Genomic DNA, 13,797 nt, shown 5'->3' with positions numbered 1-13,797 from the left:
TCATTCGCTGGCCGCCAGGGACATGTTCCACAAGGCGGCGTAGCGGCCGTCGCGGCGGAGCATCTCGTCGTGGGTTCCCTCTTCGACGATGCGGCCGTTGTCGAGAAAGGCGATGTGGTCGGCGTGCTGAACGGTTCGCATGCGGTGCGCGACCATGACCACGGTCCGGCCGACCATCAGGCGTTCGATGCCCTCGTGCACGGCGGCCTCGTTGACGGGGTCGAGCGCGGAGGTCACCTCGTCGAGCAGCACGATGGGCGCGTCCTTCAGCAGGGCCCGGGCGATGGAGACGCGCTGGCGTTCGCCGCCCGACAGGAGCGCGCCGCCCTCGCCGACGTTGGTCGCCCAGCCGGACGGCAGGCGTTCGATCACCTCGTCCAGCCGGGCCGCGGTCGCCGCCGCGCGCACCGCGGCCTCGGTGGCGTCGGGCCGCCCGAGCCGCACGTTGTCCTCGATCGAGCCTTCGAAGAGGTAGACGTCCTGGAAGACGATCGCGATCTGGGACATGAGCTCCCGGGTGCTGACGTCGCGGACGTCGGCGCCGCCGACACGCACCGCGCCGGAGTCCACATCGTGGAAGCGGGCGAGAAGCTGCAGCAGGGTGCTCTTGCCCGCGCCCGACGGGCCGACGATGGCGAGCCGTCCCCCCTGCGGAACGGTCAACGACACGTCGCCGATCACCGAACGGAAGCCGACCGAGTCGAGCTCCAGCGCGTGGCCGGACGGGTGCACCGGTTCGGCGGGCTCGGGCAGCGGCTCGGTGTTGAGAACGGATTCCAGGCGGGTCAGCTCGTTCCGGGCGGCGCGCATCCGGCCGCCGATCTCGGCCAGCGACAGCAGCGGGTCGGCGCAGCGGGCGGCCAGCACCAGGATCGCCAGGACCTCGGCCGTGCCGATGTGCCCGCCGAGCGCGAGGTAGGCGGCCAGGGCGAGGATCCCGGTGAACGCCGCCTGGACGGTGAGGGTCAGGCCCACGATGCCGGGCAGCGCCGACAGGGCGTAGCGGCGGGACGCGCGCTGGAGTCCGTGCAGCGAGTCGTCGAGCAGGCCGAAGCGTTCGGTGGTCCGGCCTCCGGCGCGCAGCACGGGCTGGGCCTGGAGGTACTCGACGACCCGGTCGGTCGCCTCGCGCTCGCGTTCGGCCCGCGCGGTGTCTGCCGCGGCGGTGGAACGGGCCGTCCACGCCTGCACGGCGATCACGACGGGCACGGCGGCGAGCGCTGCCAGGCCTAGCTGCCAGTTGTAGGCGAGCATCACCGCGACGATCGTCAGCGGCGTCACGCAGGCGGAGATGAACGGCGCCAGCATGTGGGCGATCACGCTCATCGCCTGCAGCACACCACGGCTGGCCAGCACGGACACCTCCCCCACCCGGCCCGTGTCGTACCAGCCGATGGGCAGCCGGGCCAGGTGGTCGCCCAGCCGGTGGTACATGCCGCGCAGCAGCGTGGTCCCGACCCGGAAGCCGGACAGGTCGCTGATGTAGCGCAGCACCGCGTAGGCCGCGACCGCCGCGCCGAACGCGATCAGCCAGGGCCAGCCGTCCGAGGGCGTGTCGCCGAACAGCGCGCGCAGCACGGGCACCAGCAGCGCGTACGACAGGCCTTCGACGACGGCGGTCGTCGTCATCAGGGCCACCGTGCGGCGCACCGGCCCGGCGTACTGATGTCCCAGCACGCGCAGCAGCATCGCGATCATCGCGTCTCCTCCTCCAGCGTCGGAACCTGCTGGGTCCGCCAGAACGAGGCGAACCTTCCGTTCTGTGCGAGCAGCTCGCCGGGCTTTCCGGACTCGACGATCACGCCGTCCTCCAGCATCACGACGGTGTCGGCGTCCGCGCCGGTCTCCAGGCGGTGAGCGATCACCAGGATCGTCCGGTCCCCCGGCAGCCCGGTCAGTGCTTGGCGCACGGCCTGCTCGGTCTGCGGGTCGGCGAACGCGGTCGCCTCGTCCAGCACCACGACGGGCGTGGCGGCCAGCAGCGCGCGGGCGATCGCGATCCGCTGCGCCTCGCCGCCCGACAGCCCGGTCTCCTCGCCGAGGACGGTGTCGTAGCCGCGCGGCAGCTCCAGGATCCGCTCGTGAACGTTCGCCTGCCGGGCGGCGCGGATCACCTCGCCGAGCCCGGCGTCGGGCACCGCGAGGGCGATGTTGTCGGCGACCGAGGCCCGCAGCAGCCGTACGTCCTGGAAGACGAACGAGACCATCCGGTAGAGGCGTTCGCTGCCCAGCTCGCGCAGATCGACGCCGCCGAGCGAGACCGAGCCGTGCGCGGGGTCGAAGAAGCGCGGCAGCAGCTGGACCAGCGTGGACTTCCCGCTCCCGGACGGTCCGACGATCGCGGTGACCGTTCCCGGTTCCAGGACGAGGTCGATCCCGCGCAGCACCTCGCGTTCGGCCTCGTAACCGAAGCGGACGCCGCGCAGCTCGACCCGATGCCCCTGGGGCGCGACCGGGCGTTCGGGCTCGGGCAGGGACGGCACCGCCAGGACGTCGCGGATCCGGCCGACCGCGCGCCGCGCCGCCTGCAGGTCGTCGAAGCCGTGGCCGAGGGCCGCCACCGGGGCGGTCAGCCCCAGGCCGAGCAGCAGGAACGGCAGCAGGTCGGCCGGGGCCATGCCGCCGCCGGTGATCAGGGCCGTTCCGCCGCTCAGCACGACCAGCAGCACGAACGGCGGCGACAGCGCCAGCTGCATCCCGGCGGCGGTCGCGGACACGCCGCGCACCCACCGGTAGAACGTGGCGACGAACTCGTCCACCGACCGCCGGAACGTGTGGTGGGCGCGCTCGCCGCCGCCGAACGCCTTGACCACCGCGATGCCCTGGACGAACTCGACGGCCGAGCTCGCGATCTGCCCCATGGCCCGGTCGAAGTCCGCCTGCTCGCGGGTCCGGGCCGGGATCATCATCAGCGGGACGAGCGCCACCGCCAGCGCCACCGGGATCAGGGTGATCAGCGTCAGCCGCCAGTCGACGGTGAAGAGGCAGGCCAGCGACACCAGCGGCACGACGAACGCGGTGACCATCTCGCCGGGGGCGTGCGCGATGAACGGGTGCACGGCGCTGACGTCCTCGCCGACGACCTTCGCCAGCTCACCCGACTGGCGGCGCGCGAACCAGCCGATCGGCACCCGCCCGAGCCGCGCCGCGAGCAGCCGCCGGAACGACAGCTGCACCCGGCCGTCGACCAGATGGCCGACGCCCGACGACGCGGCCGTGAACGCCAGCCTGACCAGCAACCCCACCGCGCCCGCGACGACGACGTTCCGGACGTGGTCGTGGTCGAGCGGGCCGGGTGCCAGCATCGTGCGGCCCAGTTCGACGACCGCCAGCAGCGGCGCCAGGCCCGCGACGGCGCCGATCACCTGCAGCACGACGACGGCGGCGAAGCTCCAGCGGTAGGGGCGCAGCAGTCCGGCGACGCCCTGACCGGGGAGAGGCTCGGTGGTGGTCACTGTGCTCAGCTCCGGGCGGGGGTCAGGTCGGGGACCTCGACCGGCGCGGGCTGCGGCGGCGGGCTGGTCCGGCGCAGGACGGCGAAGCCGATGAGGACGGCGGCGACCAGGAGCCCGGCGCCGATGGTCATGCCGAGCGCGTACCCGTCGTTCAGCGCCTGCGGGATGACCGCGTGGCCGGTGCGGTGCTGGGCGGCGGTGCCGAGGGCGGCGAGACCGAGTGAGGCGCCGATCTGGCGCGAGCTGTTCAGCAGGCCGGACGCCGTGCCCGCCTCGTGCGGGGCGACGCCGGTGGTGGCGACGGAGACGATCGGCGCGAGGCACAGCCCGAAGCCGACGCTGGCGACGATGGACGGGCCGAGGACGTCGGTGAGGAACGCGCCGTCCGCGCTGATCAGGCCGAACCAGCCGAACCCGGCCGCGGTCAGCAGCCCGCCGGCCATCAGCAGGACGCGGGGCGGGAACCGGTAGCCGAGCTTGACGGCGAGCACGGACCCGGCGACGACTCCGAGGGCGAACGGCAGGAACATGACGCCGCTCATCGCCGGGCCGTGCCCGAGGACCCGCTGCAGGTAGAGGGACACGAAGTAGAACGCCGACGACATCGCGGCGCCGACGAGCAGGTTGAAGGCGTTCGCGCCGGTGACCGAGCGGTTGGTGAACAGGCCGAGCCGGACCAGCGGCTCGCGTGAGGTGGTCTTCTCGACGAAGACGAACGCGGCGAGCAGCACGGCGGCGGCCGCCAGGGTCGTCAGGGTGACCGGCGAGGTCCAGGAGTACTGGTCGGTGCGGACGACGCCGAACACCAGCAGGGTCATCCCGGCCGTGGCCAGCACGCCGCCGATCACGTCCGGTCGTCCGCCCCTGGTCGAGGGCGCGGTGGCGCCGACGCCGCGCCAGGCCATGGCCAGCGCGATCGCGGCCATCGGAACGTTCACGAACATCACCCAGCGCCAGCTCGCGTACTGGGTCAGCAGGCCGCCGATCAGGACGCCGAGCGCGCCACCGGCGGCGTTCATCGCGCTCCAGATCCCGAACGCCCGCACGCGCGCCTTGCCATCGGGGAACGTGGTGGCCAGCAGCGCCAGCGCCGCCGGGGCGAGCGCCGCGGCGCCGACTCCCTGCGCGGCCCGGGCGGCGACGAGGTGGCCGGGCTCCTGGGCGAATCCGCCGACCAGGGAGGCGAGGCCGAACAGTCCGAGCCCGAAGAGCAGGACGCGCTTGCGGCCGTAGCGGTCGGCGGCCTTGCCGCCGAGCAGGAGCAGCCCGCCGAACGTGAGGGCGTAGGCGTGGATCACCCAGGTCAGGCCGACCGCGCCGAACCCGAGGCCCGCGGCGATCTGCGGCAGTCCGACGTTCACGACCGACAGGTCCAGCGACACCATGAACTGCACGACGGCGACCGTGGCCAGTACGAGCCCTGGCCTGGCATTCGACTTTTCGAACATGTTCCGAAAGTAGCACCGGCGACGTAGGCTGTCGACAGACGAGAGCGACGTCACACCGGCGGCACGGCGATGGCACGGCCGTGGCACACCGGTGGCACGGCGGCGCGCGGCGGAACGGCATGATGGGGCAATGGCCACGACTCCCACGACGAAGAGCCGCTCAGGACGGACCGGCAGACCGCCGGTGACCTCGCGCGCGCAGATCCTGGCGGCGGCCCGGCGGCTGATCGACCGGGACGGCTGGGAGAAGCTGACCATCCGCCGTCTGGCCGCCGAGCTCGGCATCGGGCCGACGACGCTCTACCACCACATCCGCGACAAGGAGGATCTGCTGATCCTCCTGCTCAGCCACTACATCGAGCAGATCGACAAGCCCGAGTTGCCGAGCGACCCGAGGGACCGCATCGTCGAGGTCGGCGTCTCGTTCCATGACGCCTTCCGGGCCTGGCCCTGGGCCGCCGAGGTCCTCACGACCGACGGCTTCATCGCGCGCCTGGACGAGCCCGCGCTGTGGAGCGTCGAGGTCATCCTGGCCGGGGCCAGGGAGTGTGGATGCACGCAGGAGCAGAGCATCCTGGTCTTCCGCAACATCTGGTACTACACCGTCGGCGAGATCCTCGTCCGCGCGCGCACCGACCGCGAGTGGGCCGGCAAGGAGAAGCCGCCCCTGACCCGCAGCCTGGACCCGAACGAGATGCCGCACCTGACGGCCGTCGCCCCGCAGTGGGCCGAGGTGGCCCAGCGTGACACCTTCCGCGAGGGGCTCAGCGCGCTCGTCGACGGCCTGCTCGCGCAGGCCACCCGCCGCTGACCGTCACCACCGTCCGAGGTCGGGCTCGAAACCCGGCTCGATGGAACGCATGTAGGCGGTGTCGTCACGGTGCCGGAGCCCGCAGCTCAGATACTGCTCGTGCAGCCGCGCGAGAGCGTCCCGGTCCAGTTCCACGCCCAGCCCAGGTCCGCCGGGCACGGCCACCGCACCATCGACGAACGTCATCGGACCCGCCTCGATGACGTCGTCACTCCCCTGCCACGGCCGATGCGTGTCGCACGCGTACGACAGATGCCTGGTCGCCGCCGCGACGTGGACCATCGCGGCCAGGCTGATGCCCAGGTGGCTGTTGGAGTGCATCGACAGCCCGATCCCGAACGTCTCGCACAGCGTCGACACGTCCTGGGTCAGCGACAGCCCGCCCCAGTAGTGGTGGTCCGACAGCAGCACCCCGATGGCGCCGAGCCGCACGGCCTCGGGGATGTGCTCGAACGCCACGACGCACATGTTGGTGGCCAGCGGCGCGTTCACCCGCCGCGCGACCTCGGCCATCCGCGGGATGCCGGGCGTCGGGTCCTCCAGGTACTCCAGCACCCCGTCGAGGTCGGCCGCCACCTTCACCGACGTCTCGACGCCCCACTTGGCGTTCGGGTCGATGCGCAGCGGCGCCTCGGGGAACGCCCGCCGCAGCGCCCGGACGGCCTCGATCTCCTCTTCGACGGGCATCACCCCGCCCTTGAGCTTGATCGACCCGAATCCGTGCAGGTCGATCAGCCTCCGGGCCTGCGCCACGATCCCGTCCGGGTCGAGCGCCTCGCCCCATCCGTCCGGCTCCGCGCCCGGATGCCCGGCCCACTTGTAGAACAGGTAGGCGCTGAACGGAACGGTGTCGCGCACCTTCCCGCCCAGCAGATCCACCACGGGCCGCCCGATCGCCTTCCCCTGCGCGTCCAGGCAGGCCACCTCGAACGCCGAGAAGATCGACAGCAGCGTCTTGGAGGGCGTGGAGCCGCCGGTCAGGCCGTGGCTGTCGGCGAAGGCCCCGCGGCTCTCCTCGACGGCACCGCGCACCCCGTTCAGATCGAACACGTCCAGGCCGGGCAGCCGTTCCGCCGCCTCGCGCAGCAGCCCGAGGAACCGCTCGTCGCCATAGGACTCCCCCAGGCCGATCACGCCGTCGTCGCAGACCAGCTCGATGATCGACCGCAGCGCCCAGGGCTCGTGCACCCCGACCGCGTTCAGCAGCGGCGGATCGGCGAACGCGATCGGCGTGACGATGACCTCGCGAATCCGCATGCGGCCTCCTCGGAGCGCACCTTGCCGATCTTGACACGATACCGAGCGGTCCCGTTCACCTTCCAAAGATACGATCACGTCTATTTGGTCCTGGGGGTGCGGGTGGAGTCGATCGTGCGGGTGGGGGCCGGGCTGACGGCGGTGCTGATCGCGGTCGGCGGTTATGCGATGCAAGGCCGGCTGGACTTCTACCGGCCGGGGACGCCGTCCTGGACGGGATTGGTGGTCGCTCTGGTCGCGACGGCGGTCGGCGTCGGGGGCGCGCTGGCGGTCGCCCGTCATCTCGCGACACCGGTCCTGCTCCTGGTCGCCCTCCCGATCTGCGGCCTGCTGATCCACAACGCGGCCGAGTCGCGGGTGCTGGCCATACGGGGAGTCACGGCGGACTGCCGGATCGCTGACGTTCGGTCGACGAGCCGGAACGTCGCGAACGGCGCGCCCGAGAACGGGTCGTCGAAGGTCACGACGAGCACCCATCGCCTGACCTGCCCGCCCGGCGGCCCCTCGGTGTTGAAGACCAAGAAGGCGGCGGGGCGGGCGGGCAGCAGCGTCGCCGTCTCGTGGGATCCGCGCGGCCGGGTGGATCCACGGCCGGCCGCGGACGTCCCGCACGGCTCGGAACTGATCCTCCCGTCGCTCGCCGTTCTCGCCGTGCTGCTGCTGGCCGCCACGGCCGACCCCGCGGCCTTCCGCCGCGACCGACCTACAAGCCCAGAACGCGGCGCGCGTTGTCCTTGAGGATCAGGTCGCGGGCCTCAGGCTTGATGGTGTCGAGGCGTTCGAAGTCCGACAGCCAGCGGTCCGGGGTCAGCACGGGGAAGTCCGAGCCGAACAGGACCTTGTGCTTGAGGAAGCTGCCCGCCGCGCGGACGAGCTGGGGCGGGAAGTACTTCGGCGACCAGCCCGACAGGTCGATGTGGACATTGCCCTTGTGGGTCGCCATGGAGATCGCCTCGTCCTGCCAGGGCACGGACGGGTGGGCCAGAACGATCGTGAGGTCCGGGAAGTCCGCCGCGACATCGTCCAGGAGGATGGGGTTGGAGTAGCGCAGCTTGATGCCGCGCCCGCCCGGCAGGCCCGCGCCGATGCCGGTCTGCCCGGTGTGGAAGAGGGCCGGGACGCCGAGCTCCTGGATCGTCTCGTAGAGCGGGTAGAAGCGCTGGTCGTCGGGCTCGAACGCCTGCAGGCTCGGGTGGAACTTGAAGCCGCGCGCCCCGTGCTCGGTGACCAGCCTGCGAGCGCGGCCCGCCGCCTCGGGGTCGTGCGGGTCCACCGAGCCGAACGGGATCAGGACGTCGGCGTGCTCGCGGGCGGCGTCGGCGATGTCCTCGCTGGACAGCGCCGGGTGGCCGAGGCCGTGGGTGGCGTCGACGGTGAAGACCACGGCGCCGATCGAACGCTCGCGGTAGTAGGCGGCGAGGTCCTCGACCGTGGGCATGCGGTTCGCGTTGGCCTTGAAGTACGCGGCCGAGGCGTCCATCAGCTCGCCGTCCAGGGCGAGGTGGCCGTGCGCGTCCTGTTCGACGTGGACGTGGAAGTCGATCGCGGTCAGGGCGTCGAGGTTCATGTCAGTCCTTGGGTGCGGGCCTTGGCAGCCAAAAGGCCGGTGAGCAGTTCGTCGCGGGCGGCGGTGAGGGCGGCCTCGTCGGCGCCGGCCAGCTCGTCGGCGACACCGGCGACGATCTTCCGGGTGAGCTCGGGCGTGAGGCGGGGGTCGCCGAGGTCGGCCCACCAGTCCTCCATCGGCGGGCCGAGGTGCTCCAGAACGTGGGCGATGCCGCCGGGGCCGCCGGACAGGTGCTGGTTGAGGAACGGGCCGAGCAGCGCCCAGCGCAGGCCGGGTCCGTTCGCGATGGCGGTGTCGATGTCGGCGACGGTGGCCGCGCCCTGATCGACGAGGGAGTACGCCTCCCTCCAGAGCGCCGCCTGGAGTCGGTTGGCGACATGGCCGGGGAGCTCACGGCGCAGCCGGATCGGCCGCTTGCCGAGCGTGGTGTAGAAGTCCATCGCCGAACCGACCGTCTCTTCGGAGGTCAGGGCTCCAGGGACCACCTCGACGAGCGGCAGGAGGTGGGGTGGGTTGAACGGGTGACCGACGAGGACCCGGTCGGGGTGACGCGTGCAGGCCTGTTGGATGCGGGATGGGAGCAGACCGGAGGAGCTGCTGGCCAGCACCACGCCGGGCCTCGCGTGCTCGTCCAGGACGGCGAAGATCGCGTCCTTGGCCTCCGGCCGCTCGGGCCCGTTCTCCTGAGCGAAGTCGGCGCGGCGGGCGGCCTCGGCGAGGTCGGCGGTAAAGGTGAGGCGATCAGATTCGGGGAGCGCCGCGCGGAGGCGTTCCTCGGCGTCCGGGGCGGGATCGGTGGCGACGACCTCGTGCCCGTGCGCGAGGAACAGGGCCGTCCAGCTCGCGCCGATCACGCCGGTGCCGACGACGGCGATCCTCATCGAGCCTCCCCGCGCTCGTCCCCGCGCGCGTACGCGACGAAGGCGTGCAGCGCGTCCGGGTCGGCGAGCGCGTCGGCGCTGGCGACCTCCTCGGGACGGGCGCCGAGCAGGATCCGCTTGACCGGCACCTCCAGCTTCTTGCCGGTCTTGGTACGCGGGATGGCGGGCACCGCGCCGATCACGTCGGGCACGTGCCGGGGCGACAGCGCGCCGCGCAGGCTCCGGGCGAGCTTGCTCCGCAACGCGTCGTCGAGTTCGGTGCGGGCGACGACGAAGAGCAGCAGCTCACCGTTGCCGCCTTCCGCGTCCTCCAGATGCACGACCAGGCTGTCGTCGATCTCGGGCAGGTCCTCGACGACGCCGTAGAACTCGGCGGTTCCCAGCCGTACGCCGCCCCTGTTGAGGGTCGCGTCCGAGCGGCCCGCGACGACGCAGTGCCCCTCGGGCGCGAAGCGCACCCAGTCGCCGTGCCGCCAGACGCCGGGATAGTCGGTGAAGTAGGCGGCCCGGTAGCGCGAGCCGTCGTCGTCGCCCCAGAAGCCGACCGGCATGGACGGCATGGGCTCGGTGATGACCAGCTCGCCCAGTTCGCCGACGATCTCCTTGCCGTCCGCGTCGTACGCGCGGGCCGCGACACCCAGGCACGCGCCGGAGATCTCCCCCGCCCAGACCGGCTGGAGCGGACCGCCCTGAAGGATGCCGCTGCAGACGTCGGTGCCGCCGCTCCCCACGTTCAGCAGCACGCGGTCGCCGAACTGCTCGACGACCCAGCGAAAGCCCTCGGCCGGAAGCGGACTGCCTGCGGCGCCCAGCTGACGCAGCCGTGAGAGGTCGAATTCCTCTGCCGGGCGAACGCCCTCCTTGCGGCAGGTCATGAGGAAGCCGGGACTGACGCCCATCAGGGTCGCGCCGGTCTGCTCGGCCAGCCGCCACTGCTGCCTGAGGTCGGGGTGGACGGGGTCGCCGTCGATCATCACGACGGAGGCGCCGACCAGCAGCGCCGACACCAGGGCGTTCCAGAGCATCCAGGCCGTCGTGCTGAACCACAGCATCCGGTCGCCCGGCCCGAGGTCCCAGCTCAGCGCGCTGTTCTTCATGTGTTCCAGCAGGATGCCGCCGTGCCGGTGAACGATCGCCTTGGGCTTGCCCGTGGTCCCGGACGAGAACAGCACGAACAGCGGGTGGTCGAACGGGACGGGGTCGAACTCCAGCTCACCCGGCTCGGCCAGCAGCTCCGTCCACGACACCGCGGCGGCGACGGTCTGCTCGCCGTATGGAACGTGGACGACGTGCTCCAGGCTCGGCAGCTCCGCCCTGATCTGCTGCACCTCATCGCGCCGGTCGATGTCGCGGTCGCCGTAGCGGTATCCGGCGACGGTCAGCAGGATCTTGGGCTCCAGCTGGGCGAACCGGTCGACGACACTGCGCGGCCCGAACTCGGGGGCGCAGCTCGCCCAGATCGCGCCCAGGCTCGCGGTGGCCAGGAACGCGACGAGCGTCTCGGGGATGTTGGGCAGGTAGGCGACCACGCGGTCGCCCCGTTCCACGCCGAGCCGCACCAGCCCGGCGCGCGCCCGCGCGACCCGGTCGCGCAGGTCGCCGAAGGTCAGCTCGATCGGCGGGCGGGTCTGCGAGTGCGCGATCACCGCCGTGTGGTCGCTGTCGCCGGGGAGCCCGAACGCGTGCTCGGCGTAGTTGAGCGTCGCCCCGGGGAACCACCGCGCGCCCGGCATCGAACGGTCGGCCAGCACGGCGGTGGGCGGCGTGTGCGCGCGGACGCCGAAGTACTCCCAGAGCGAGGACCAGAAGCCGTCCAGGTCGGTCACCGACCAGCGCCACAGGTCGCCGTAGGCCTCGAAGGTCAGGCCCCGTTCCTCCTGGAGCCAGTGCAGGTAACGCCCGATCTCGGAGCGTTCGCGCGCGTCCGCCGCCGGGACGCTGAGGATCTCGGTCATCGCGCCACCTTCGCCGCCCGGTGTTCCAGGAACTCTCGCATGCGTCCCTTGGCCTCGTCACTGCCCGCGGCGACCGCCGCCATGAGCGACTCCATCAGCAGGCCGCCGGCGGGCGCGGCCTCGGCGATCCTCGGCAGCGCCTGCAGCACCGCGAAGTTGGTGAGCGGCGCGTTGGCGGCGATGCGTTCGGCCAGCTCCAGCGCCCGCGTGAGCCCGTCGCCCTCGTCCACGAGGTAGTTCGACAGGCCGATCGCCTGCCCCTCCTCGGCGTCGTAGACCCGGCCGGTCAGCATCATGTCCGCCATGCGATGCGCGCCGATCAGCCGCGGGATGCGCACCGAGCCGCCGCCGCCCACGAACAGGCCGCGCTGGCCTTCGGGGAGGGCGTAGAACGCGGTCGGTTCGGCGACGCGGATGTGCGCGGTCGCCGCCAGCTCAAGCCCGCCGCCGATGACCGCGCCCTTGAGCGCGGCCACCACGGGGACGTTCCCGGCGTCGATGATCTGGAAGACGCGATGCCACATGAGGGAGTGCTCGAGTGCCTCCTCGGTCCGGCGCCCGGTGAGCTCCGACAGGTCGAGCCCGGCCGAGAAGTGGTCGCCCTCCGCCGCGAGAACGACGGCCTTGACCCAGGCGGGCGGCGCGGCGAAGAACTCCCCGATCCGCAGGATCGTCGCGTCGTCGATCGCGTTGCGCTTGGCCTCCCGGCAGAGCCACAGGACCGCGACATCGCCGTGCCGCCGCACCGAAGTCGTACTCAAAACACTTCCTCTCAATTCATTCGCCATTTAGGTAGAACTGCGGTTACAAGGCCTCGTCATCGGTGGCGCCGTGCCCGCGAAGCGCGGCCAAAGCGAGCAGCGCACTGACAAGAGCGGCGCATCCGCAAACGACGAAGCCGATCGAATAGCCGTGGCCGAGCGCCGACATCGCCATGTCGTGAACGGGGTGGAGCTTCGGAGACTCCTCAGAGGCCGCGTTCACGGCGAGCGGTCCGCCCTCGGAGAGGATTCCCGAGGCCGCGCCCTGCAGCCCGCCGGGCAGGCCCGAGTCGTGCAGCGAGGCGCCGAACGCGGTGCTCGCCCTGCTCAACGCGACCGCCCCGATGATCGCGGGGCCGAGCGTGAACCCGAAGTCGCGCAGCAGGTTGGTGGTGGCGCTCGCCATGCCCGCCAGCGGCACCGGCACGGTGTTGACCGCGCTGGCGGTGATCGAGGAGACCGTGACGGCGAAGCCGACGCCGACCAGGCCGAGCGGCAGGATCAGCGGCGGGAACGCCATCGTGTGGATCGGCAGCGTGGCGGCCCAGAAGTCCCCCGCCGCCATGAGCATCAGCCCGGCGGTCAGCAGCTTCCACGGCGCGACCGAACGCAGCAGCCGTTCGGTCACCGGCAGCAGGAGCAGGGCCAGGCCGTTCAGCAGCAGGAACGCCAGCGCGGTGCGCATCGGCGGCTGATCCTGAACGGCGCCCAGCCGGATGCTCACCGAGTAGGCCGTGCCGAGGAAGGAGAACATGCCGACCACGGCGACGAACGAGGCCACCGCGAAGGCCCGGTTGCGGAACAGGTCCAGGCGCAGCAGCGGCGACCGGGCGCGCAGCTCGGCGACGACGAACAGGACGAGGAACACCGCCGCCGCGACGAACGCCGCCACGATCTGTACCGAGCCCCAGCCGTCCGTCGGCCCCTGGATGATCGCGTAGAGGAGGGCGAACAGGCCGAGGCCGACCGTGATCTGCCCGGCCAGGTCCAGCCCGCGCCCCTCCGGCGACCGGGAGTCGCGGGCGAGGAACGCGCTGACCAGCGCGCTCGCCCCGGCGATGACCGCGACGCCGACGAACGCCCACCGCCACGAGCCGTAGGTGGCGGTGACGCCGCCGAGCAGCGGTGCGAGGAAGCCGCCGGTCGACAGCAACGCCGCCCACAGCGCGATGACCCGGGCGCGTTCTGCATGGGTGGTCGTGCCCGCGGCGATGACGGCGAGCGAGGTCGGGAAGAGCGCGGCGGCGCCGAGACCGGCGATCGCCTGGCCGGCCCACAGCAGGTGGATGCCGTCGGCGGCGGTGCTGAGCAGCTCGCCCGCCGCGATCAGCGCGGCGCCCGCGACCAGCAGCCGCTTGCGGCCGAACAGGTCGCCGAGCAGGCCGAACGTCAGCTCCAGGACGGCGACGGGCAGCAGGAACGCGTCCGAGACCCAGGTCAGCTGGGCGCCCACGGGATGCAGGTCGCTCTGGAAGAGCCCGTTCAGCGTGGCGGGGATCGCCAGGCCGATCTGCGCGAGGCAGACGGCCAGGAGACCGGCGATCAGGGTGCCCTTGGTGAGCCGTGACGCGTCGGTGGAGGAGGTCAGTGGCGGGGCCGTGGACGAGTGGGACACGGGTGCTCCTGGACGAGGCAGGGGTGGGAGGCTGCGCAGCCCGGAGC

11 protein-coding genes are annotated in these 13,797 nt (G+C 72.2%); 2 read left to right on the top strand and 9 right to left on the bottom strand.

What is annotated here, in order from left to right:
- From J4573_RS36750 to J4573_RS36740, 3 genes are read right to left on the bottom strand one after another with little or no spacing between them, the layout of a single operon-like run.
- On the bottom strand, positions 1-1,698 hold the full coding sequence (locus tag J4573_RS36750; RefSeq protein ID WP_208260715.1) for an ABC transporter ATP-binding protein: 1,698 nt from the start codon (positions 1,696-1,698) through the stop codon (positions 1-3).
- Positions 1,695-3,455, bottom strand: coding sequence for an ABC transporter ATP-binding protein (locus tag J4573_RS36745; RefSeq protein ID WP_307797189.1), 1,761 nt, complete (start codon positions 3,453-3,455; stop codon positions 1,695-1,697). The genes J4573_RS36750 and J4573_RS36745 overlap by 4 nt, the downstream gene beginning before the upstream one ends.
- Positions 3,456-3,460: 5 nt before the next feature.
- The gene (locus J4573_RS36740) at positions 3,461-4,903 is read right to left on the bottom strand and encodes an MFS transporter (protein ID WP_208260714.1); all 1,443 of its coding nucleotides are present in this window, start codon (positions 4,901-4,903) and stop codon (positions 3,461-3,463) included.
- Positions 4,904-5,033: 130 nt separating this feature from the next.
- Between J4573_RS36740 and J4573_RS36735 the strand changes: the two genes are divergently transcribed.
- A complete protein-coding gene (locus J4573_RS36735; protein ID WP_208260713.1) occupies positions 5,034-5,714 on the top strand; it encodes a TetR/AcrR family transcriptional regulator in 681 nt (226 codons plus the stop codon).
- 3 nt (positions 5,715-5,717) lie between these two features.
- Here J4573_RS36735 and J4573_RS36730 read toward each other — a convergent pair whose 3' ends face one another.
- Positions 5,718-6,971: a glucarate dehydratase family protein gene (locus J4573_RS36730; protein WP_208260712.1), complete on the bottom strand. Its 1,254-nt coding sequence runs from the start codon at positions 6,969-6,971 to the stop codon at positions 5,718-5,720.
- An 84-nt stretch (positions 6,972-7,055) separates the two neighbouring features.
- Between J4573_RS36730 and J4573_RS36725 the strand changes: the two genes are divergently transcribed.
- Positions 7,056-7,709: a hypothetical protein gene (locus J4573_RS36725; protein ID WP_208260711.1), complete on the top strand. Its 654-nt coding sequence runs from the start codon at positions 7,056-7,058 to the stop codon at positions 7,707-7,709.
- On the opposite strand, the gene J4573_RS36720 is transcribed toward J4573_RS36725, so the two are convergent.
- Genes J4573_RS36720 through J4573_RS36700 form a run of 5 tightly spaced genes read right to left on the bottom strand, consistent with a single transcriptional unit; the run spans position 7,675 to position 13,750 of the window.
- Positions 7,675-8,538, bottom strand: coding sequence for an amidohydrolase family protein (locus tag J4573_RS36720; protein WP_208260710.1), 864 nt, complete (start codon positions 8,536-8,538; stop codon positions 7,675-7,677). The two genes, J4573_RS36725 and J4573_RS36720, sit on opposite strands and share 35 nt — an antisense overlap.
- A complete protein-coding gene (locus J4573_RS36715) occupies positions 8,535-9,419 on the bottom strand; it encodes a 3-hydroxyacyl-CoA dehydrogenase NAD-binding domain-containing protein (RefSeq protein ID WP_208260709.1) in 885 nt (294 codons plus the stop codon). The genes J4573_RS36720 and J4573_RS36715 overlap by 4 nt, the downstream gene beginning before the upstream one ends.
- A complete protein-coding gene (locus tag J4573_RS36710; RefSeq protein ID WP_208260708.1) occupies positions 9,416-11,374 on the bottom strand; it encodes an acetoacetate--CoA ligase in 1,959 nt (652 codons plus the stop codon). The genes J4573_RS36715 and J4573_RS36710 overlap by 4 nt, the downstream gene beginning before the upstream one ends.
- Entirely contained in the window at positions 11,371-12,135 is a 765-nt protein-coding gene (locus tag J4573_RS36705) for a crotonase/enoyl-CoA hydratase family protein (protein WP_208260707.1), read from the bottom strand. Before J4573_RS36705 ends, J4573_RS36710 begins: the two co-directional genes overlap by 4 nt.
- Before the next feature lie 43 nt (positions 12,136-12,178).
- Entirely contained in the window at positions 12,179-13,750 is a 1,572-nt protein-coding gene (locus J4573_RS36700) for an MFS transporter (RefSeq protein ID WP_208260706.1), read from the bottom strand.
- Between the last annotated feature and the right edge of the window lie 47 nt (positions 13,751-13,797).

Origin of the sequence: Actinomadura barringtoniae, from assembly GCF_017573505.1 — a bacterium.
In the GTDB taxonomy this organism is placed as follows: Bacteria; Actinomycetota; Actinomycetes; order Streptosporangiales; family Streptosporangiaceae; genus Spirillospora; species Spirillospora barringtoniae.
Note: the sequence above shows the minus strand (reverse complement) of the source record. Positions and strands in the feature narration are given on the sequence as shown.

Coding starts and splice junctions, on each gene's coding strand:
- J4573_RS36750 (WP_208260715.1), bottom strand. CDS start 1,698: ATGATCGCGATGCTGCTGCGCGTGCTGGGACATCAGTACGCCGGGCCG.
- J4573_RS36740 (WP_208260714.1), bottom strand. CDS start 4,903: ATGTTCGAAAAGTCGAATGCCAGGCCAGGGCTCGTACTGGCCACGGTC.
- J4573_RS36735 (WP_208260713.1), top strand. CDS start 5,034: ATGGCCACGACTCCCACGACGAAGAGCCGCTCAGGACGGACCGGCAGA.
- J4573_RS36730 (WP_208260712.1), bottom strand. CDS start 6,971: ATGCGGATTCGCGAGGTCATCGTCACGCCGATCGCGTTCGCCGATCCG.
- J4573_RS36720 (WP_208260710.1), bottom strand. CDS start 8,538: ATGAACCTCGACGCCCTGACCGCGATCGACTTCCACGTCCACGTCGAA.
- J4573_RS36715 (WP_208260709.1), bottom strand. CDS start 9,419: ATGAGGATCGCCGTCGTCGGCACCGGCGTGATCGGCGCGAGCTGGACG.
- J4573_RS36710 (WP_208260708.1), bottom strand. CDS start 11,374: ATGACCGAGATCCTCAGCGTCCCGGCGGCGGACGCGCGCGAACGCTCC.